Origin of the sequence: Sphingomonas echinoides ATCC 14820 (assembly GCF_000241465.1) — a bacterium.
GTDB classification, from domain to species: Bacteria; Pseudomonadota; Alphaproteobacteria; order Sphingomonadales; family Sphingomonadaceae; genus Sphingomonas; species Sphingomonas echinoides.
In genome coordinates this window covers 2263980-2284668 of sequence record NZ_JH584235.1, presented here as the reverse complement: position 1 = coordinate 2284668, position 20689 = coordinate 2263980, and the positions used below count along the sequence as shown (strand labels likewise).

General features: G+C 62.1%; 25 protein-coding genes. 3 read left to right on the top strand and 22 right to left on the bottom strand.

Annotation, left to right across the window (positions count from 1 at the left end; translation table 11 throughout):
* Positions 1-14: 14 nt before the first annotated feature.
* The 18 genes from ON00_RS10725 to ON00_RS10640 all read right to left on the bottom strand — a co-directional run bounded on the left by ON00_RS10725 (position 15) and on the right by ON00_RS10640 (position 15355).
* Positions 15-818 carry a conjugal transfer protein TraF gene (locus ON00_RS10725; RefSeq protein WP_010405710.1) on the bottom strand — a complete coding sequence of 268 codons (804 nt, stop codon included), beginning with the start codon at positions 816-818 and terminating at the stop codon, positions 15-17.
* Positions 819-1043: 225 nt separating this feature from the next.
* Positions 1044-1433, bottom strand: coding sequence for a hypothetical protein (locus ON00_RS10720; RefSeq protein ID WP_033964353.1), 390 nt, complete (start codon positions 1431-1433; stop codon positions 1044-1046).
* On the bottom strand, positions 1414-3249 hold the full coding sequence (locus ON00_RS10715) for a conjugal transfer protein TraN (RefSeq protein WP_010405706.1): 1836 nt from the start codon (positions 3247-3249) through the stop codon (positions 1414-1416). The genes ON00_RS10720 and ON00_RS10715 overlap by 20 nt, the downstream gene beginning before the upstream one ends.
* On the bottom strand, positions 3246-3989 hold the full coding sequence (gene trbC, locus ON00_RS10710) for a type-F conjugative transfer system pilin assembly protein TrbC (RefSeq protein WP_010405704.1): 744 nt from the start codon (positions 3987-3989) through the stop codon (positions 3246-3248). Before trbC ends, ON00_RS10715 begins: the two co-directional genes overlap by 4 nt.
* Positions 3990-4000: 11 nt before the next feature.
* Positions 4001-5023 (bottom strand): conjugal transfer pilus assembly protein TraU, encoded by a 1023-nt coding sequence (gene traU / locus ON00_RS10705; protein ID WP_010405703.1) that lies wholly within the window; start codon positions 5021-5023, stop codon positions 4001-4003.
* Positions 5020-5289 carry a hypothetical protein gene (locus ON00_RS10700; protein ID WP_010405700.1) on the bottom strand — a complete coding sequence of 90 codons (270 nt, stop codon included), beginning with the start codon at positions 5287-5289 and terminating at the stop codon, positions 5020-5022. Before ON00_RS10700 ends, traU begins: the two co-directional genes overlap by 4 nt.
* The gene (gene traW, locus ON00_RS10695) at positions 5289-5945 is read right to left on the bottom strand and encodes a type-F conjugative transfer system protein TraW (protein WP_010405697.1); all 657 of its coding nucleotides are present in this window, start codon (positions 5943-5945) and stop codon (positions 5289-5291) included. The genes ON00_RS10700 and traW overlap by 1 nt, the downstream gene beginning before the upstream one ends.
* Entirely contained in the window at positions 5942-6478 is a 537-nt protein-coding gene (locus ON00_RS10690) for a S26 family signal peptidase (protein WP_010405695.1), read from the bottom strand. Before ON00_RS10690 ends, traW begins: the two co-directional genes overlap by 4 nt.
* A complete protein-coding gene (locus tag ON00_RS10685; protein WP_010405693.1) occupies positions 6459-7145 on the bottom strand; it encodes a type-F conjugative transfer system protein TrbI in 687 nt (228 codons plus the stop codon). Before ON00_RS10685 ends, ON00_RS10690 begins: the two co-directional genes overlap by 20 nt.
* Positions 7138-7503, bottom strand: a complete 366-nt coding sequence (locus ON00_RS10680) for a hypothetical protein (protein WP_010405691.1) — start codon at positions 7501-7503, stop codon at positions 7138-7140. Before ON00_RS10680 ends, ON00_RS10685 begins: the two co-directional genes overlap by 8 nt.
* A 4-nt stretch (positions 7504-7507) precedes the next feature.
* On the bottom strand, positions 7508-10099 hold the full coding sequence (traC, locus tag ON00_RS10675) for a type IV secretion system protein TraC (protein ID WP_010405690.1): 2592 nt from the start codon (positions 10097-10099) through the stop codon (positions 7508-7510).
* Between the two features lies 1 nt (position 10100).
* Positions 10101-11117: a type IV conjugative transfer system lipoprotein TraV gene (traV, locus tag ON00_RS10670; protein WP_010405688.1), complete on the bottom strand. Its 1017-nt coding sequence runs from the start codon at positions 11115-11117 to the stop codon at positions 10101-10103.
* On the bottom strand, positions 11114-11998 hold the full coding sequence (locus tag ON00_RS10665; protein ID WP_010405687.1) for a DsbC family protein: 885 nt from the start codon (positions 11996-11998) through the stop codon (positions 11114-11116). Before ON00_RS10665 ends, traV begins: the two co-directional genes overlap by 4 nt.
* Positions 11985-13313 carry a TraB/VirB10 family protein gene (locus ON00_RS10660; RefSeq protein ID WP_010405685.1) on the bottom strand — a complete coding sequence of 443 codons (1329 nt, stop codon included), beginning with the start codon at positions 13311-13313 and terminating at the stop codon, positions 11985-11987. The genes ON00_RS10665 and ON00_RS10660 overlap by 14 nt, the downstream gene beginning before the upstream one ends.
* Position 13314: 1 nt before the next feature.
* Positions 13315-14118 (bottom strand): type-F conjugative transfer system secretin TraK, encoded by an 804-nt coding sequence (locus ON00_RS10655; protein ID WP_010405683.1) that lies wholly within the window; start codon positions 14116-14118, stop codon positions 13315-13317.
* On the bottom strand, positions 14118-14684 hold the full coding sequence (locus ON00_RS10650) for a type IV conjugative transfer system protein TraE (RefSeq protein ID WP_029622679.1): 567 nt from the start codon (positions 14682-14684) through the stop codon (positions 14118-14120). The genes ON00_RS10655 and ON00_RS10650 overlap by 1 nt, the downstream gene beginning before the upstream one ends.
* Before the next feature lies 1 nt (position 14685).
* On the bottom strand, positions 14686-14976 hold the full coding sequence (gene traL, locus ON00_RS10645; RefSeq protein WP_010405680.1) for a type IV conjugative transfer system protein TraL: 291 nt from the start codon (positions 14974-14976) through the stop codon (positions 14686-14688).
* Between the two features lie 58 nt (positions 14977-15034).
* Positions 15035-15355, bottom strand: coding sequence for a TrbC/VirB2 family protein (locus ON00_RS10640; RefSeq protein ID WP_010405679.1), 321 nt, complete (start codon positions 15353-15355; stop codon positions 15035-15037).
* A 356-nt stretch (positions 15356-15711) separates the two neighbouring features.
* On the opposite strand from ON00_RS10640, the gene ON00_RS10635 reads away from it, so the two are divergent.
* On the top strand, positions 15712-16185 hold the full coding sequence (locus ON00_RS10635; protein WP_010405677.1) for a hypothetical protein: 474 nt from the start codon (positions 15712-15714) through the stop codon (positions 16183-16185).
* Between the two features lie 104 nt (positions 16186-16289).
* The gene (locus ON00_RS10630; RefSeq protein ID WP_010405676.1) at positions 16290-16820 is read left to right on the top strand and encodes a helix-turn-helix domain-containing protein; all 531 of its coding nucleotides are present in this window, start codon (positions 16290-16292) and stop codon (positions 16818-16820) included.
* Positions 16821-16832: 12 nt separating this feature from the next.
* Here the strand turns inward: ON00_RS10630 and ON00_RS20575 are convergent, their stop codons facing one another.
* Positions 16833-17780 (bottom strand): lytic transglycosylase domain-containing protein, encoded by a 948-nt coding sequence (locus tag ON00_RS20575; RefSeq protein WP_137902815.1) that lies wholly within the window; start codon positions 17778-17780, stop codon positions 16833-16835.
* Between the two features lie 153 nt (positions 17781-17933).
* On the opposite strand from ON00_RS20575, the gene ON00_RS10620 reads away from it, so the two are divergent.
* A complete protein-coding gene (locus ON00_RS10620; protein WP_029622678.1) occupies positions 17934-19229 on the top strand; it encodes a hypothetical protein in 1296 nt (431 codons plus the stop codon).
* A gap of 20 nt (positions 19230-19249) precedes the next feature.
* Here ON00_RS10620 and ON00_RS10615 read toward each other — a convergent pair whose 3' ends face one another.
* The 3 genes from ON00_RS10615 to ON00_RS10605 form a co-directional block, all read right to left on the bottom strand.
* A complete protein-coding gene (locus ON00_RS10615) occupies positions 19250-19519 on the bottom strand; it encodes a hypothetical protein (protein WP_010405673.1) in 270 nt (89 codons plus the stop codon).
* Between the two features lie 118 nt (positions 19520-19637).
* A complete protein-coding gene (locus ON00_RS10610; RefSeq protein ID WP_010405672.1) occupies positions 19638-20042 on the bottom strand; it encodes an SGNH/GDSL hydrolase family protein in 405 nt (134 codons plus the stop codon).
* Between the two features lie 47 nt (positions 20043-20089).
* The gene (locus ON00_RS10605; protein ID WP_010405671.1) at positions 20090-20368 is read right to left on the bottom strand and encodes a hypothetical protein; all 279 of its coding nucleotides are present in this window, start codon (positions 20366-20368) and stop codon (positions 20090-20092) included.
* Between the last annotated feature and the right edge of the window lie 321 nt (positions 20369-20689).

Below are 20689 nucleotides of genomic sequence, written 5' to 3'. Positions count from 1 at the left end.
TGGTGTCTGTTCCATCAATAATCGCTCCCCACCTTCGTGTTAGTCAGCATAAAGATGCGGTCCATGATCTCGTCGGCACTGAGCACGCCGTAGCCGACCGGAATCGTCCGCTTCGTCTGCGTGTCAAACAGGACAAGCGCTGGCGTCTCATTGCCGGGCACGCCCATGCGGGCTCGTTGGCCAGAATCGACCACATAGTTGGGAAATTCCCGGTTCGGGCCGCCGTCCATCGAGACGGCCATCACCGTCATCCTGTGGCTGTCGGTGACCGAGCGGAGGATCGGCGCAAACACCTCGCAGGCGCCGCAGCTCTGCGCGTAGAAATAGAACAAGCCATATCGCTGCCCAAGGTTAGTCAAGACCTCATCCCGGTCCGCCTTGCGGTTGTCGAGCCAGAGGCGCTTGCCGACCGTCGAGACAGGTCGTTGAAGCGTGTAGTCGAGATCGGGGTTCTGCCAGAGCGCCCGCTGCCAGGTATCGGAGAAGGTGGACGCGCGATCGAGCTGCTCACGTTGAAAGCGAACATAGGCAATGACGTTGGCCTCGCTCGGCTCGAGGATCGCACGCGCCTTCAATTCGTCGAGCTGCCTGCCGATCGCCGCGATCCGATCGGCCGCGCTCACCTGCGGCTCGGCCGCGGCGCTGAGCGGGGTCTCGGTCGGCTTCGGCTTCGCGCAATAGAACCACTGGCCGAGCCGACGCTCTCCACAATAGAAATCATCGGGCATGTCCTGCTCAATCGCATCGCGAGCGGCGGTAGTTTCTTGGGCTCGGAGCGGAACCGCCGTGCCGACCGGCGGCAGGCCCAGCAGGAGCATCGAAAGCCTAGCGAATCTTGGCATCGCTGGACGTCCTTTCGTTGGATACAGCGGATTGCGTGGAAGGATGCTGTGGGTGCGCAGCTTGGCCGTCCCAGAGCGCAAGGTGGATGCAGCAATCGACATCACTGGGGACGGCAGCGGCTCCACAGCCGCGTGATGTGGCCGGCTTCGCGGGCGGCAAAGCTGACAGAAGTGCGATCAGCGCCGGCAGCTGAACGAACGTCAAAACCATGATCCGATTCCCTTTTTGCGAGCCTCTGCACGATCCACATTGGCGAAGCGCCTTTCAGCAGCATCCGCCTGGTCGACCATCCCGATCACTCCATTGAGCAACACACCGGCGGCGCGGCGGCCTTTCTCCGTCGGCATCAACCGCTCTCCGACCACCGCCAGCCATCCGCTATCGATCATGTTCGAAAGTGCCCGATCGATGTCTTCGACCGCGATCTTGCAGTCGATCCAGCCGGCTAGGAACTCCGACAAGAAGTCAGCGCGCGCGGGCGTCTTGGCGCGATCGGTGCCAACGAAAATCGCCAGCTCGAAGATTGACATGTCCCACTCGTGCCGGGCGCCTGACGCGGCCGGCCGACGGTCATTTGCCGTGAAGATCATAATAGTCCTGAATCTTGTCCTGAATTTCGGACATGGTCTGGACCTCATCGGGCAGCTTCGCTGCATCCATGAAGTCGGAATAAACATCGGTGAAATCCATTACCGACAGGTCGAGCCTCGCGAACTCGTCGACGGTGAAGCCCTGACACTGCTCCTTTTTCGCGCTACCCCAAGGCTTGCCGAGCTGTGGGCGGCCCTGCTCTTGCAGGACGCGCGAAAGCTTGCTCTCGAAACAGCAATAGGCGGTTCGCTTGGTCGAACAGATCCCGAGGAAGCTCGACGAGCAATAGCTGCCGAGATTATGGCAAAGGCCCATCCGATCTTTGATGTCGAGCTTCATCTCGTCCTGGCTACATGCGAACAGGACAAGGAACGGCGTGGCGAAAGCGGCGATCGCGGCCGGCCCGCCGGCGAGCGCGGCTGCACCAGCACCGAGCGGCACGAGACCGGACACCTTTCCCGCGCAACAATTGATTAAGCCGAATACGGGTTTGTGGCAGGTCTCGCGTGTGCCGGTGAAAACCTTGAAATCGGCTTCGTTGAACTCCTTGCCGGCTTGATCGAGTGCATGAAGGCCGACGAGCGCGTCCCTGAACTCGGTCGACGCCTCGCGGACGATCGGCTCGCAATCGCCGTTGATGCAGTAGACGTCGTCCCCGCATATATACTGCTTGTCGCCCCCGACCGTGCTCGATGGGGTCGGGCAGCGATACACTTTCTCCGCGACCTTGCAGGCCCCACTCTGCGGATCATCAAGGCAATCTTCACGAAGGAACGTGCAGGACCGATTGCTCTCCAGATCGCCGCAATCGTTGCCCGCCGACATGACATTGCAAGTGAAGTTGCGCTTCCACGCCCAGCACGATTGCGTGACAGGTACGCCGTCGATCATCCGGGTCTCCGGGCCTTCGGTGCAGACTTCCCCGGCGGCATCGGCCGTGCACATCGTATCGCCGGCCATGGCTCCGCAACCATCGACCCTTTTGGTGGTCACCTGGGTTTCGGTCGTCTTGGCGTGCCAGCCTTGGCCCGTGATCGGGCTTGGAAGAAGGGAGAGATCGGTCAGGTTCTCAGAGCAGACATACTCGGTGGCGTTATAATCGTCGCAGAATTTGTTCGTCGAAACGCCGTAAATCCTGTGAGCCTGACAAGCCTGCATCACGATGCCCGTCGGCCGGCAGACACCAGAAGCCAGGTGCGGCGCCATCGCATCATATCGCGCAAAGGGGGTGCCGTACGCTCCATTAGGCACGACAAAGAACTTGTACGCGTCGACTGTCGTGGTCTCGGGCACCATCGTGATCGAGCACGATCGGGACTCCTGCTCGATCTTAGTTCCTTGGTTGCATGTGGCCTCGTAGTATCCGCTCGTTCCTGAGCCCGGCGGAAGCGGCGTGCAGCTTCCGCTGGTGCTGCTATACGCCTCGCCTGCGAGATAGGCCGACGGGTCGCTTTCGACGGTCGTTGCGCGGTTCGTCGTCGCCAGGATCTCGGCGTTGCTGAATGTCGCGCGGGTGTGATCGGCGTCCGTTGTGACCCGGTAGCTTTGGTCTGATGACTTCAGCGCCTGGGCGTCTGCGACGAGCTTGTCAGGGTCGTCATAATAGGTCGTCTGTGGCTGGCTGGTGCCTGTGTAGCCAGGAACGGCCGCAGCCTGCGCGTCGCTCGAAGGAACCAGCGAGGAGTCGTTCCTCTTCTCCTGGGCCATCGCCCTGCCCTCAGCACGGGCTTGGTCGACCGTCATCTCCTGCGCGGCGACGGGCTCAGTCGTGAGCAGCAGCGCGCACAATCCTCCCAAGAGGCGCCGCGCGATCATTGCCGATCGCGCTTCATGTTCGAGAGCGCCACCGCGGCCACACGCGCGCCGGGGCCACTTCCCTCGGCGAAGGTCGAAAGAGCATATTCAACCGTCACGTTGCCGATCATGCGGTCATAAGGCGGCACCTTGGTCTGACAGGAGAAGCCGGCGCATAGGTCGAAGTCGGACGAGACCGTGATGTAGGTTGGGACGGCTTGAACATCGAACGCGCGGAAGAGTCGGGGATCGATGCCAATACTGGCGAACTGCCCCTTGTCGACAACCTTGCCGAGCCGCGTCACGAACTCCTTCGCCGAATTGTTCGGAAAGCCCCTGAACACGACCACGCCGCCTGCGCTTGAGGTGTCGCGCACGAGCTGTTTCAGCGTCGCGTCGGGCATCGACAGGCTTGCGAAGACGATGAACTGTGGCGCTTCCCCACCCTTTGCGCTCGCATTCTGGGACGCGCCCTTCACGATCTCGTCGAAATCGACCGGTCCTGCCGGACCCTTTGGAAGATCGATCGTCGCAACCTTGCGCATATTTTCGGTGCCGCCCTCGCGAACCTGAGCGGCTTCTTCCCGGAACTGGTCGCCCCTGTCCTTGACCTGGTCGACGAAGGCTTGCGCTTCTGCGGCGAGATCGGTCGAACGCTTCTTGATCGCCTGGACGTCCACGCCGTCGACGGTCTGCGCGAGCAGCGCCGACACGCCAGCGGCACCAAGGACTGCGAGGATGCCGATGGTGAGATAGCGCATCGTCAGACCCCCTAGAGCACGCAGCAATTGCGCTTGCGCCAGACGAGGTAGCCCATGTCCTCGCCGCCGGCGGGATAGGCACGTCCAGCGTCGGGCGGCATGGTGGAAGCACCGATAGCGGAGCAGGCGAAGCGCCCGCTCACGGTCGGGATCGGGTTGACCATCTGGAAGCGATATTGCTGCTTGCGCATGATCGGCATCAGATACTTCTTGCAGAGCCCGGCCGATCCCATCGTCCCCCAGGCAAGCGCCTCACGGTGCATCTTGAAAGCGAACCGCGAGAGCGCGAGCCGCGAGGACTGGACGTGCCCGATCGAGGACGGGATGTTCCCGTTGAGCGGATACATCGAGCCCTGACAGCCGGCGCACCAGAACAGCGGATCGAGTGGCAGATGGACGGTGCCGGCGATGCAATCGCCGGCGCAGGCAGCCTGCGCGATGGGATTGGCGAAGACGATCGCCTCGGGATTGATGAGCGCTGCCAGCGAGTCATCCTGCCAGAGCGGGTCGACTTCGGTCATGTAGGCGATATCGAACGACGCCTGCTCGAAACAGGCGAAGTCGGTCAGGATCTCCATCCAGTAGAGAAGCGGATAGACATACCAGTGGACGTGCCATTTTGCCGTACTTTGAGAGCGGCCGCCGACCATGGACGGCCCGGTCAGATAGCCCTGACCGATATCGAATCCGGGCGCGATCCGGATGCCGCCAAGGTTGGGGAAACACCACGGCTTCATCGTCACATCCGCGAGGCGCGCCGGCTCCCAGAACCCGACCGATATGCCGATGCGAGGGAGCGGGTCGGCGCAGGCGCAGATCGGCGACGCGGGATTGCTGGGATCGGGACGGCTGCTCGGCCAAATCCTCAAGGCGCCGACGGACAGCGGGAAGAGGCAGGACCAGCAGACATCGGTGATCGGATTGACGAACTTGCCACTGCAGGTCGGCCCGGCCGCGGTTGCCGGGGGCGCCAGAGCGATCATCGCAAGCAAGAACGCGAAGAGGCCGAACAGGCGGCGAGGCAGCCCGGTCATTCGCCGCCTCCCACGCTTTCAAGGAAAGCTCGGTCGGCGCGCTGCTTTCGGAGCAGGTAAAGACAGGTGTGTGCGGCGGTCGCGAACAGGATCAGGGCGGCGCCGATTGGCGCCACGCGGCCAATCGCGTGGCGGAGCGGCGAGAAGAGACCAACGACGAGCGCGCTAGTGAGGCATAGCGCCTGCCAGGTGAACCGCATGCGACGAAGCACCGGGGTCTCCGGTGCAGCCATCGGCGTTCGAAGAAGATCGAGCCAAAGCGGCATCAGCCGGCCCTCCCCTTCTTTAGCACCTGCTCGGACACTCGCATCACGCGACCGTTCTGCTGCACGACCGCGGGCGTGTGTTCGATGCCGAAACGTGAGGTGAGCTTGCCCTCCTGGTCGAAGTAGAAGCGGCGTTTCCGGTTCGTCATCTCCTCGATTGGCGAGCCGCTGACGAAAATGATCTTGGCATTGAGATCGGTGTACCGGCTCGTGGCCCAGGCGATCTGATTTGCATCGTCGCCATCGACGAACACGAGCGCCTGTTTGATCGCGACGAAGTCGAGCGGATTGATGCGCTGTCCGGCGCGGCCGATGAGGTTGCCCTTCTGGTCACGAATATCGTGCTCGAGCTGGACAGTCGGGTCATAGGTCCAGTCTCTGGTCTCGGTCGCAGGTGAAAGACCCGCAACGGGAGTGGGTCGCCGAACCTTCGCTTCGACGCGCTTGGCGAACATCTCGTTGGTGCGCGCGAGTTCGCCGGTCGCCTCAGCGCGTTTCAACCGCGCTTCGATCGTCGAAAGCAGATCCGGCTCGATGACCGGGAAGGCCTGGCCAGTCTGCCCATAGTCACGCGCCTCGATGCGCGCAGGGCTCATGGCAAAGGCGGCTATACCGAGGAGCACGGCCGCTCCACCAACGCCGAGCAGCCGCTTCACAGCACGGGCTCCCCGACACCGACAATCTGGCGGCCGCAGACGAAACCGATTTCGGCGTAACGGCTGTCGAACCCATCGCGGTGGGGAGACCCGGCATAATAGCAACCCGAGGGGATCGCGCCCTCCGCGCCCGGCGTCAGTGGCTCGCCAAAGCGCGTGAGCGGTTTCATCTGCCCGATGGGCTTGCCGTTGATCGTCACGACCATTCCGCGGTGCGCGACCACATCGCCCGGCATGCCATAGACGATCTTGCCGAACATCTGAGGTTTCGTCCCAAAATGGCGGCGCAGAAGCGCGCTCTGCGGCGGATCGAAGAACACGTAGTCGCCGCGCGCCGGCGGTTGGTGCCGGCGGATGAGGAAAGCCCAATTGGGGAGGGAATCGCTCGCGTTGATGAGGAAGACGTGGCCGTCGCGCCATGAGCTCATCGCACTAACTAGCCCCGTTCCGACGAGCGCAACGACCAGCATCGCCCACAGGCGCTTGCGCGGCCGCCAGCGTGGGGCGGAGAGCTCACTGACCGCCGTTGCCATCGGGGCCTCCAAAGGTTGAGACCGACGGTCCGGACACCTGCCCAGGCGCCGGCTGCGGCAACGGTTGCGCGAACGAACCGCTGGCGGACGGATCCTGCGGAGAGATCGCCTGCGCACCAGCCATAGGGTCGATCTGTCCCGACGGTGCCAAGGGCGGTTGCCGCGCGGCGATGAGAGCAGCCTGAGCGGCCGACAGCTCCTGCATGCGCTGCAGCTGCTCGACGGAAACGCGTTTCGGCTCCGGAACCCCGGACGCGAACACCGCCTTCTTCAGGCTCTCCGTGATGTCCGGCACATTCTTGGTGAGGACCGCCTCGCCGACCAGCACGACTTGCCCGCCCTCGCTCCGGCGTTGCAGCTCCTTGTCGAGCGAAGACATGAAAGCCCTCATCTCGGCCTGGACCCGATCGGGCGGTGAGCCCGAAAATCGCTGGGCCTCGACATAATCGCCCACCAGCGCCGACAGCCTGGCCGAGACGATGTGATCCTGCTTCGGCGCCGTGAGAGCGCGCGTGACCCACATCCCCCAGATCAACAGCGCCAACATGACCAGGCCGATGATGATCTGCTGTCGCGTGAAGCCTCCAAAGCCAACCCGGCGCTTTGGAAGCGCGGCTTGGGACGCGGGAGGTGCGGGCGGGAGGTCGAGTTCGGGTTGATCAGCCATGATCGCGGGTCCCTTCCTGCGTGCGGTCGGGCAGGATGCGATCCCGGCGGAAGGTGATGATGGCCGCCGAGAGGATCATGTGCGCGATCGCGAAAATGTTGAGAAATGCGCCGGTCCGGGCCTGATCGGCGGCGACATAGCGCGTGGTGAAATTGTTGAGCTGGTGGATGAAGCCGTCGAAGGAGAAGCCCCCGATCGCGAGGAAGAACAGGAAGAACAGCCCCCAGGTGATCAGCAACGTGCTACCTAAGAATCCAAACCCATGGAGCGTGAAGTAGAGGACGGACCGCCACTCGGCCGCCGTCAACCTGCCCTTGCGCGTAATGGAGGTCGTCACATCGTCAGCGTCCGTCGCCATGATCCTACTCCGCGGCGATCGCGATCTCGTCCGCCTCGACGAGATTGCTCACCCATTTTTCGGGATTGTCGGGAAAGGCGATCCGCTCGATCGCTTCGTCCATGCTCATGCCCTCTGCGATCAGCGCGTCGATCGCAGCGAATGTCCTCGGGCTCGAGGAGAAGAGCGTGGCCGAATAGGGATCGAGCACGAGGCGGCCGACAGCGAGCGTATCGGGCCCTTTGATCATGATGTCCGAATATTCGAAGCCATTGCGCTTCAGCGACCGCAGCAAGGCGTCGGTGTAATCGTCCATCTCGAAGCGATCGTGCTTCTTGAAATCCGCGATCGTCTCCGGCTTTTGCTGGAGGATGACGAACCAGTCCGAGTTCTCGAGCGCGGCGATCGAGCCGGCCGACTTGTAGTAATCATTGAGTGACTGGGTCGCGGTGACCAGCGACGCGCCGTATTTCCGGCAAGTGCGAGCATAGGTCTCGATGAAGTCGGCCATCGCGCCGCCACGGAGCATCTGCCACGCCTCGTCGAGCAGAAGCGCCTTGGGGATCGAGCGATCAAGTTTGCGCATCATCTGCTGCGACATGAACATGATCGCGGTCAGCACGACGCTGCGCAGTTCCTCGCGCGCCGACAGGTCAGACAGTTCGAAGACGGTGAGCTGCGCTTGCAGCTCGAACGAGACTTCACCCTGAAAAAAGCGCCCGTACGTGCCTCCCGACGAGAAGGGCCGCATCGCGATCCCGAGATTGGATGCCAGCACGTTGCCGGTCGCCTCCAGGGCTGCGATCACCAGATCGATCGAGCCCTTGCTGCCATGCTCCTCCCAGACTTGGTTGACCGCACCGTCGATCAGGCCTCGCTCGGTGTCATCGAGCACGTTGATGTGGCGCGACATCTGATTGATGATCGCTTTGAGCATCGCCATGCAGTCGAGGAGATAGTCTTCGTCCTCAGCAGCCTGAGCCTGGTCGATCATCGAGAAGGGATTGAGGCAGAAGCCCGAGCTCATTGTGAATTCGACGAAGGCGCCGCCCTGCAGCTTTGCCGAGTGCTCGAACGAGCGGCCGTCGTCGATCACGACCACCTTCGCACCGGCGCCGCAGAGCGAGCCGCACAGCTCCTGGAGCGCGACCGACTTGCCTGAACCCGACTTGCCGAAGACCGCGACATTGTGGTTGCCGGCGGCATTCTCGAACGGGCTCCAGAAGAAGGGCTGGCCACGCCGGCCGATCAACAGCAAATGGGGTATCTGGCCGCCCAGATATTCGCCCTGAATCGGTGCCAGATTGGCCGCCGTCGTGGTGAGCAGCGTTCGCATCCGCTTCATGCGCTCGAGGTCCTTCGACAGGCCGTTGGCCATCGTCATCGGCATCGCGCAGAGCAGCCCCATGACCTGCAGGTAGCGGTCGTCGAGCAGGTCCCAGCCTGCAGCCCGATATACCGACTTGAGCACGCGCTCGTTGCTGTCACCCCTGCCCTTGGGCGAAAAGGCGGTGACGCTAAAAAATACCCGGACGAGCTTGCGACCCTGCCGGATCTCCTCGTTGACGTAGCGCCACTCCTGAGATTGGTCGCGCAACTGTGGCAGGAATCTCGACGACTTTGAATCGGCGAGGCTCGTCGTCCGCATGAACTTGTAGCTCGCCTTGTTGGTCGAGGCCTGGGCGTCGGGGAAATCGATGCAAAGGTTCGTCGCGACCGGACACGGCATGCGGAGCTTGTCGGTGAACATGTCACCGATCAGACGCGCCACGTCCCACGGCGCCCAGCGCGTCGGCAGATTGCGGACAGAAAACGACCGGACATCGAACACGTCGGGATAGATTTCGCCGATCTCCGGCGCGCCCTTGACCGTCTTTCCGGTCGGCCGGAAGCGCTCGGTCCGTAGCAACATCCGGTCCGGCTCGACCTGCAACTCGATGTCGCGGCGGATCGCCTGGTCCGCGATCGGATCGAGCGGATTGTAGCTGACGGCGTCATCGCCGGCGGCGGTGGTCGGCGACGTGATGTCGTCGATCCATCCGATCAGTGCCACCGGGTCCATCGTGCGCGCCGCGACGTTGATCGACGCAAGCGAAGAGATGATCCCTTCCATCACCGAGACGATCTGCTCGACAGACACGCTCGACGATTCTGGGGTCGAGTAAGAAATTGCGACACGGTGGTTGCGGAGGCAGAATGGCGCGTCGGCCGATAACGAGTCCCAGACACCGTCCGTCAGAAAATCGACGCGGTGCTTGGCCATCCGTTCGTAGACGCCGCGGGCCGAATAGCGCGGCAGATACCATTTCGAGAGCCGCTCGCCGATGCGCGGTGACATCCACTGGTGGAACTGCAAACATCCCGGTGCTGGAATGCCCTCGGATAGGAACTGTGCCAGGATTTCGCCGGTGCGCTCGTCGGCTCCAACCAGTGGCGCCGCCTCGATCACAAATCCGCGCGACGCGCTGTTGTAGAAGATACCCGTCTTCGGATCGTAGCTGCGATAGGGCAGCCAATGCGCGAGCATCGGGACCGCGAGATCCGGCTGCTGCGCGTCGGGACGCTTGCTGTCACCGAACACGCCGGCGAGGAGATCGTCGAAAAAGCGCCGCGCCATCTCAATTCTCCTGCGGCACGGACGCGGGGAATCCTGCGGCTCGGACGACTGGCTTGGCGTCTGGCTTGGCTGCCGGCAGCGTTCCTGCGCCGACCGCGCTTCGTGCCCCGTCTTGAGCCTCGGTTGCCTGCGCTTGATATTGTGGACTCGCTTTCACCCGCGCGATCGCTTCGGCACCGATGGTCGTTTTGGGCGCCATCGCCACACCGGACGGAGTGGCAATTGTCGTTTTCGACAAGGCTGGCGCTGCGCCTGGGTTACCCGTTGGGCCAGCGGCCTCCCGCGCTGGTGTGGGTGCCTTCGCCGGCTGCAACCGGCCCCTTCCCGCGGTCGGTACGGGGCCCGGGGCGTTGCGGCCCGCCTTGGGGGCTAGACGAGCCGCAACGTCGGACTTGATCGCTGCGACCGGATCGGCACTGCGCGCCCGCGCGGCGGCCACCGCCGCAGGATCAGGAAGGTCTGGATCGATCGCCGCGACATCGACGATCGCAGGGTCGGCGCGATCGACGGCGTCTGCGAGCGATTCCGGCATCGCGCTCATCGAGGACGCATTGCGATCAGGAATAAGCGTTGCAGATGCCAGCGACTGTTGCTGCCATTCACCGCTCTGCACGACCGCGTGGACCGCGCTCGTCTCGTGCAAGCGCCCGCGTTCATCGATATAGGGCTGGAAGACAATCCGAAGCACCCGCTCCTGGGTACGCCGAGCATCGCGGGGCACGACGGGCACGATCTTCCGGGTCGCAGCCGTCCGCGACGCCCGCGCCTTCGGGCGGGTTTCCATATAAGGTCCGGCGGGCGTTGCGTCCCCGCCTGCACTCTCACCTGCGATCATCGCCAGCGCGCGGTCGTCGATCGATGAAGAGGGCGCGCAGATGCCATCGGGCGCAGCGCAAGAGAAGCTGCCCCGCACATTGCTGCCGAACGTCGCGCAGCCACTGAGCAGAGCCAGCGCTGCCAGAGCGGCCGATCCGAGTAGGAGCGGTGATCGGTGGGATCGACCCAGCCGCCGGCTCACGACTTCGCTCCCCTGAGCCAGGCCTCGAGGAACTCCTTCGGCCGATAGCCTTCGAGGATTGCACCGTCGCTGCGGACGATGATAGGCGTTGCGTTCAGGCCGTGCTTCTGGGCAAACTTCTCATTGGCATCGAGGCCCTTGGTGTCGCAGGCCGCGGGCGCTTTGAACGGCTCTCCCGCGTAAGCGGCATAAAGCGCCTGTTCCTGGTTCTTGGAGCAGTAGACGCGATCGGCAATGTCTCGGCTGCCGAGGACCGAGATCGGTCGCTCCACGACCTTCACGTCCATACCGCGCAAGACGTTGGTGAGCGCGCGGCAATAGCCGCAGCGGAAATCCGTGAAGATGGTGACGCTTTGTTTGGCCGTCTTATTACCCCAGACGATCGCGCCCTCGTTCGGCAAGCCGGTCAGGTTAAGCATGGCAGGGCGCGTGGGGACCGTAGTCCGCCCGGCACTGGCTGAAGCGCTCGTAACTTCCCCCCCGCCCTCCTCGCCGCCGGCAGCTGCCGCGGCATTTGCTTTCGCAGCCCCGCCGACCAACATGTCGGGGTTGATCTCGAGTAGCCGGGCCGCCGTCAGATCCTGGCGCGTCTCCATGTCGTAGACGCGGCCGATGATAAGATAACGAGCACCGTGATTGACGTAGAAGAGGTTCGCGCCCGCGGTGACCTCGCAGAGCCCTTCGATTTTCTCGCAATTGACCTTGGAGACTTCCGTCTTCGGCAGACGCGCCTTCAGGAGACCCGTAACCTTTGCTTCGTCTGGACCCGCCACATCGGCGGCCAGTGCGATGCTAGCCACGCCGATCGCGCCGATCGCCGCCAGGACGGGAGCCCGCCGTGTGAAAAGGCGCAGCTTACGCAGTCGATCAATTGCGGACATACACACCCTCCAGGAAGACGATTTCGACATCGATGCCGGTCGGCATCTCGATCACAGGCTGATATTGCTCGGCGCGCTCGATCAGATATTTCGAGACGTCCTTGCCGGACTCCGCGGCACCGCCGCCGAGCGCGCGCAGGCCGACGCTGCCGAAATTGGGCGTGCGGTTGATGCTGCCCTCGCCATCGCGGGCGATGGTCGCCAAGGGCTGGTTGAAGGCGGTGTTGAGCGCGTTGCCGCCGCCACTGACCAGACCGGCCAGGAAGGCCTGCATCGCGAGAGATCCTTCGCGGCTGACGACGCGGCCGCGGACTCCGGTCTTGCCGCCGAAGGCAATGAAACCTTTGACCTCAGACACCGCGTAGCGACCGCCAGGTTGCGGGCAGGTCATCTTCTGAAGCTTTACGTAGACCTTCTCACTCGACAGATCGCCGCGCGCCGCGCCGTTGATGAGGCAGCCTTCGATCTTGGTCGTGAGCAGCTTGCCATTCTGGTAGACCGAGCGCGCAGGCCCTGTGACGCGGAGAACTACGGGCAACGGATCAGTCTGGCTGTTGACCCCGGCGCTCGCGTCGACGCCGACGATGACCTTGGCGCTCGCGAAGCTGTTCGGCGGCAGATAGTTGATACTATCGCTGTAAGTCGTGGTTCCCTTCGCGACGCGCGTGGCCGTGCCGGTGTCGGCCGTCTGAAAGCTGACCATCTTGACCTCAGCGCCGCTGCCGATGGGCATCGGCCGTCCGGCGGGGCTGGCATCGGGGCGTTGGTAATTCTGGACGCCGTTCGGACCATACATCCCAGAGGGCCCGGGTGCCGGCGGGAGAGCCGTAGTCTTGGAGGCGACCTGCCGCCTCAGTTGGTCATTCTCCGCCTGGTAAGCTGAAAGCACCCGCGCGCCATCGGCGCGCATCGCCTGATTCTCGCCTTTCAGCTGTTCGAGTTGCTGGGCGAGCTGGTCGACCCGTTGCTGCTGCCCGTTGACCGATTTCAGCTGGTTTTCGACCGACTGCATCTGATTTTCCGAGAGCGCCATCCACTCCTGCTGGTTGAGGTTCTTGTTGACCATGTCTTTGGTCGAGACTTCGACCTTGGCGGGATCGCTATCGGTGGAAGCAGATTTTCCGCCGTCGTCGCCGAAGATCCAAAACGAGGAGGCGATGAGCCCGGCGCCAGCGACGCCCGCAAGCAACAGCCGCTGCTTTTTGCGGACGCTCTCGTTCGCGGTCAGATCGCTAGAGACCGGAGAGACGCCCTCCTCCTCTGGTCCTCCATCGAGAGGCGCGCGCTTGCGCCGGAAGATATCGGCCAAAGCCATGTCACTGCCTCCCGTTTTGCGAGACGAGGTAGGCCGTCGTGACCTTCCCTGGATCGAGCTTCGGCTCTGCGATCGACACTGCCAGCGCGCTCGATGGCGCGACCGTCGCTTCGGTCAGCGTCACCGGCGCCGGGCCCTTGTTCTCGATGCGAAGCACGCGGCCGGTGAGATCGGTGCCGCGATATTCGGCGATCATCTGGACTTTAAGCGTGCCGACATAGACCGGCCGAAGCGCCCGTTGGCGCATCTCATAGCCATCGACGACGCTGTTCGAGTACATGGCCTGAACGAGCTCGACGGCCGTTTCCTGCGGATTTGCCGCTGCTAACTGCGGTGTCGCATCGCCCGCCTTGTCCTTCGCGATGGTCGGGTTCGAGATGAATACCTGGACCGCCTGTTCGCCCGCGATGCGGCAGACGAACTTGTAGACATAACCCCGCTTGCTGGTCGCGAAAAAGGAAAGGGCCTGACGGCCGAACCCTTCCGGCACCGACAGATAGATGTCGCCGCGGACCGGCTCGTTCACGACCGAAAAGTCGTCGGCGGGATTGCCCGTCGAGATTTTCGAGACCGAGGCGAATTCATCCTCGACGAGGCTGATCCTGGTGAGGTCTTTTGCCGAGGCGGCGCAGTCGACCTGGCTGCCGTCGGACGCCATTACCGTTTGGTCTGCCCATGCCGGCCCCGCGATGAGGAAGAATGATAACGCGACCAGTGACGCGCCAATGATACGGCTCAGATAGCAGTAATAGCGGGAGAGGAAGACGGCACCGGTCGCGGCGCTGCCAATGGCGTAGACCGACATCACTGATCCTTTTCCTTGCCGGTCGTCACCATTCCAAAGCCGACAAGCTTCAGGGACAGTCCGGAATATTGCCAATCGAAGCGGAAGGTCCGGCGCTCGCTCGAAACGACCTTGTTCCCGACGATCGTGTGCAGATCCCCAGTGACCGTGGACCACAGGTTCTTCGGATCGATTTCCATCGTCTGGATCGTGAAGAACTGCGCGATCGAGGAGCCGCGCTGCTCGTTGACGATCTTCATGAGGTCGCCGCGGATCTTCCCCTGCGCGCTCGGCGCCGTGATCTCGAGGACCGACTTCATCCAATATTCAAGGTTGGCAGGGCTTCGGTCCAGGGTCAGCACCGCTGTGTCGCGGGTTATCAGTTCGAGATACTCGCGAGAGACCCCTGAGCTGCTGACGGCCAAGGGCCGCGCCAGGACAGGCTGCAGCACGATCTCGCGGTCGCGGGTCGCGGTGACCAGCAACAGGATCCCGGCGAGGACTCCCAGGACCACCGACACAATCACGAGGAGATTGCGCTGCCGCAGGACCCGTTGGCTTTGAGCGTGAGTGTGGGAGATCTCCATCTTACCCGGCCATCAATCGGAGATAGGAGGGTGGTGTGGCCCTCATGCCGGTGAAGCCGGCAGGAAGATGCCAATAGGCCAGATGGAGGAGCCAAGACGTCGCCCGCCCTGCCTTAGCCTTCTTCAGTCCCCACCAACCCGCACCCGAAAGAACGACGCCAATGAGAATGTGCTGAGACAGGATTCCCCAGACGAACGGAATAACCATCGCCAGGAATTCATCTAGCGTCCACAGCCCGATTAGCTCAGGGTCGTCTAGATGAGACGGTATGACGTACTTGTCCGCGGCCATTGCACCACCCTCTCCAAAAGCCGGCCGGATCTGCTATTCCGACCGACTGTCGGACCCTTCAGATCGTTGCCGTGACGGTGGAGGTGACGATCGGAATGCCGGTACCCGCGCCGACGCCGACGCCGACCGGGATGGCGATCTGGCCCATCGAGAAACGCCCCGAAGCGAGCGCTACGATGCCGCCGGCGAGCGAGAGGACGGTGATGATCTTGCCGCCCGAGCCCTCGAGGAAGTCGGTGAACTTCGTCAGGGCGGTGTCGAACGTCGTATCGGCGCCGGCGAATGCCGGACCGGCGAACAGGAACAGAGCGAGCGCGAGTGCGATGAGGGCGAAGACCGCCAGCTCCGCACGACCGCTGTACTTGAGGACAGACTGCATGAGAGTTTCCCTTCAATTCGAACGCGACGGAACCGCGCCCGATTGAAAGGTGAGGCCAATCAAATCCGGGCGGCAACGATGCCCTCGGACCGAGGCGGGGATTCCGGGAGGAATGATGGTTGAGCCTGCGACTCCGAGACGCGCCGACCCCGCAACGGGACGGCGCGTCCCAGATCCCGGGACGTCCTGTCCAGCTTTCCAGGAAGCCATGTCCCGATGCAGGGACGGCCGAACGGACGATCATTTGGTGTCCACTTCACCGAGTCGCTGTTTGGACTCGATGCTGCGCGCGTTTCTGCGTATCATTCACGGTGGGGGCGCTGGACGGGTTCGCGTTAGCGCGGGGATCGAACGTCATGGGTGAGAACATGAGTGCGGACAACCGCAACTACGTTCTGGATATTTCCATCGATCTCTTCCGTTTGACGACTGAGAGCCTGCGCCTTCATTCGAACGAGACACGCCAGTACCAGACGCTGGCGAACCTCGTGAACTGTCGCGCTGAAACGAAAAATTGCGGGGAGGAACACAGGCCCGACACGCTGCGAAAGCACTTTCATGCCATACCGACCGATGGGGATATTCACATCAGCCTCGACATCCTGAAGACCAGCGCCGAGAGTCTGGATCAAACGCGCGAGCATCTCTGCCGGAAGCTCGGATCAGACATGACGGTCGGCGACGCATTGTCAGTCTTGCTCTTCGACTATGTCGCCGAGAGAAAGGCCGCTGAAGTGCTCGATCGCATGGGTCTTGGCGAATTCAACCAGAATGGAGACGATAAGCATTCCGGCCAATCCCGAGAAGGAAATGTTTTACCTTTCAAATAGTTAATTTATAGAAACCACAATTTCTCACGTCCACCACGCCTTGCTAATGCTGGGGTGCTATGATTTGCTCACTTGATCCCAAGCACTTGGATCGGGGGGGCAGTGTGAAGTCGTCACTTGCCACGGACGCGGTTTCCGACAGTTCTGATCGTCTCGAGGATAAGGAGCCGCGCGACTATGTCATGATGATCCGGAAGGCGATGGCTGAGCGAGGCCTGCATATCCGTGAGCTCTCGTTAAGGGCGGGCATCAGCAAAAGCAGGCTTGGATTGCTGTTGCATAGCGATCCCAGAAAGCGGCCGAACATTTCCCTGGTGGAATTTCAAAAGATCCTTGCGGCGATGGGCATCAGTATCATCCAAGCGATTATCAGCGTCGAATCGCAAATCGATCCAGATATGCTCTACGACGAACGCTTTACGACGCTCCTCCTGATGCTGTCTGAACTCTTCAGTGGCTTGCCTTCCAGGCTTATCCAGGCTCTTGACGAGATCGAGGGCATCGATGGCACCGAAATCCGACGCGAATGGGCGACTCCCCTCAAGGAGGCCGTGGTCGAAAAGCTGGTAAAGGAAGTCACGAGGATTCTGGCCCGCAGGGCGGAGCTGACCGAGACCAGCCGTATCGGACTATAGCGCGCATGGTCTTCAAAAGGTCGAAACTCTGACGGCACGACCAACTGCGGGCATCGGGCGCCTGGATTGTTGCGAGGCGTCCATCCCAAGATTTGCCGCTTCTGGAACGCCGGCCAAACGGCGCCAGTTCAGCAGCACGCTTTCGACATAGGCTTGGGTCTCGGCGATGCGCGGCACGAAGCCGTTGCGCACGCGCCCGGGACCAGCATTGTAGGCGGCCAACGCCAAGTGCACCTGACCGAAGCGGTCGAGTTGCTGCTTCAGATATTTGGCTCCGCCGCGCAGATTCTGCTCGAGATCGTAGCGATCGACACCCAGGCCCTGCGCCGTATCCGGCATCAGCTGCGTCAATCCAAATGCGTTCTTCGAGGAGTAGATGGATGCTTGGTAGCCGCTTTCCCTAATAATCATCGCGTCGAACAGGCCCGTCGGAATCCCATACTCGCATGCGATACTGCTCATCAGCGCATAGTAGCCGAACCGCCGGTTTTCGGCCGCGGTGCTCAGGAAGCCAGCCGGGCGATACGCGCTCACACCACATCCTGGTGCGTATTGCGTCGCAGCGGCAGCAAAGGCCATTCCGCTCCGCATCCACGGAGGAATTGGAATTGCTGGCGGTGCTGGTGCGGCCGTCTGCAGCGATGCAACTCCGACCCGGGCGACGCCCACATGCGCAAAGGGGTCAATTTCGGTATCAGCGGGCACCGCTGACAGGCCAGCGGACGCAAAGCTGTTCCTCATCTCGAATTCGACCCATCCGCGGCTCAGATCATGGACCCTAAAGGGAGCATTGGACTCCGAAATGCCTGTTGACCTCGCCCCGCCGCCTTTCTCTTCACTCGCGAGCGCCTGCTGGCCTTCTGCGACCTCTGTCGGTGGCGGCCGGCCGGCCGACATCACGATGAGCTGCGCCGTTCTTGTCGGCTTCACCGGCTCTGCGGAAGCATAAGAGGCAACCATGCTACCGACCCAAAGCACCACGCATCTCAGTAGAAGTGATCGCATCTCAACCTCCAAAACCGCGATTTTGAAAAGTTGAGATCCGGCGAATGGGGTTGTCAATGCATCCCGGCTCGGCAAGCATCACCGAAACCCGTACCGACAGGCGCGTCCATGTGGTTGATCGATCGCCATAGCGACGGGCTTAGCAAGGCCCGTATCCCCCTCCCCGGCCCGCTTCGGAAAGCGCTAGTCCGGTGGTATGCCGGCGAGGGCTCCCGGCCTGACGAAGAGGCCGGCATCATGCTTGTCCAGCAGGCGCGCATCGGCGAGAAATGGCTCGCATGCGACTGCCTTGGCAGCGATCGCGAGCCCCCGATGCTCACGCCTGCATTCCTTTCAGAGGCCGAAACCTACTATCTGCGCCGGCTTACCGGCTCGAAGCGCGCCGAACACCTTCCAACCTGCCCCTTCTTTCGTGACCAGGCGACCAACCGCATCAGCGAAGTCCGCAATCCCGAAACACCGGTCGACCCGCCCGTCGGCTACTTCGAGGTCCTGCGGCCCGCTCCCGAGAAGCTTGCTCAACGGCCGGACGAGGAGAGCAGTGACGATCGTACCCGGAACGCCTCCATGCCCAGGTTGGCGCGCCTGCTCTGGCGCCTTTTGAACGTCTCCGGCCTCAACTTCTCCGCCCCGATCTCAGAGGAGTCGACGGAACGCTCGATCACGCATGAATTCGAAGCACTGACCGCGGCGGCGGGAAAGGTCGAGATCGCGCCAGGCATCGAACTCGGCCGGGCACTGTGGACACACGCCAAGGCTCTTCACAGCAAGCGCGCATACGCTGGCATCCGCGAGCTCGCCCGAACATGGCCTCGCGGGCATGCACCCCAAGGCTTTCTGACGGTCTTCGCAAAAGGGTTTCGGGGATCGACCATCTTTCCAGCTGGGTCGGATCCGATTTCCGTTGCAAACCGAATTCAGTCACCGTCGGTACGTGGCAATCACATCAAGGGCCCTTTTCTCATCATCGTGGTGATCGGCGAATATCCCGAGGCCCATGGCTATGCGCCTTTGAGAGCCTATGCTCAGCCCGTTTTCTCCGGCAACCGCTTCATCCCCGTCGATTCAGAATTTGAGCGAAGCATGTTGCGGGCGCTTCTTGGTGCGCGCTACGCCTTGGACCGTGAAGGCATCGACATTGCGATCGAGAAGCCGGTATTCGACAGACTAACACCGCTCGGCTCTTGCCGGCCTGATTTCATGCTTGAGGCGCGCTCGCGACGCACAGGCGAAATCCGGACGCTCATCGTTGAGGCGATGGGATTTTCCAACGAGGAATATCTGGCCTCCAAGGCCGCCACCCACCCGAGAATGGCGCAGATCGCCCCCGTCGTCTGTATCACGCCGGAGGATCTGGAAGCCGGACACGTCGGAAGTATTCTGGCCTACGCGCTGTTAGGTTGAAGCGAGGACGGCCGCGGCCTTCAGTTCCAAGTCAGCGTCGCGGCGAATGATCCGACGATGAGCAGCGTCACGGGCGTCGATAACAAGTAGCTCTTCTGCCAACGCCACCAGGTTCTTGGCAGAAAGCGCAGCACATCGCCGGTCGACTTCAGCCCGAGCCAGGCCCGCTCGCGATACAGATCATAGATTGACGTTGCGACAGACAGCATCACGGCCAGGCCGCAACACACACCTGCCGCCGCGTAAAGCGCGAGCCAGTTGGCGATCTCTGCTTGAGACAGAGTTGTCATAAGCAAAACTCCAATCTCCACACGCGTAATGCCTCGACGTTCTCATTCGAGGATCGATTCCGCCGAAGGCGATCGTCGAGACGGCAACATCTCGGCTAGCCTGACCGATGTAACAACCTCATTTTAGCAACGCGCTGGCCACGTCACCATAGCGAAGGGGGTGAACCCGATCTCGCGTTGGGAAGCGACCCAGATCCAACGTCTCGTCGCCGAATATGAGTGCTACCGAAGTCACCGCATAAGCCGTAGGCCGAGAATATGGCAGCAGCCAAATCACGCGCCTTGTGCTGATGCGTCGCCTGATCTCGGCGAGACCGCGCTGCAATGTCCGTCTTGGTGGGTCGTTGGAGCCAATTGCCATGATGGTCATACCATAGTTCTTTGCAGGTTTACGCCATGCCAGAATCTGCTCGGCGGAGGCGCGCTCGACTGCCATGACATCGCAGTGCAAGGCACGACGCGCATTGATCGCTTGCGCCATACCCACACCGATGCTGTCGCCGAGAATGAGGCACTCGAACATTTCTCTATGCCCCAGGGCCAGGCGCCGCGCCGCTCCTATGGGTTCGCTCAAAAGTTGGCACATTTACCCCGACAAAGTGATTCGAGCTGCGCCTCGAGATCAGCCAATTCTGTCTCGGCAATGATATAAAAGTCTTCCTCCGCCGCGAAGAATCGATGGAGATGGTCTTCCTCTCGCGAAGCCATCAGGGCGGGCCTCTCACCGAGTTGTTCGGGCCATCGACTGACGACGAACTCCACGAGAGCGGCGTGCGCCGCCGCATGGTTGTCGTGGATCGTAATGAACTCCGCGCCTTGGTGTATAATCACCAGAACGGTCGCCTCCACAGTCTCGCTCCCTAGCAACCAAAGCCGATCGGCAAAAAGAGGTCTACCGCAATTCCCTGAGGCCTCGCACGGTACGGCGCCTGTCTGATGCTGTGGATCCCGCGCGGTAGATCAGCGTCTCGACAACGGCGACGGCTATCGCAGCGTGCGCGACCGCTCCTCAGGAGCGCCAGCAACGGATCCAAATCCTCCATGTAGCCTCCAGCACATAATTTCTAATACGCAGCCCGAGGAACGATCCCTCATGGAACTGCGGAAACGTTTACTTCGAACGGAACCAATTTCGACGGCCGCGATAGCACCAGTTTCGCCGGCTGACCG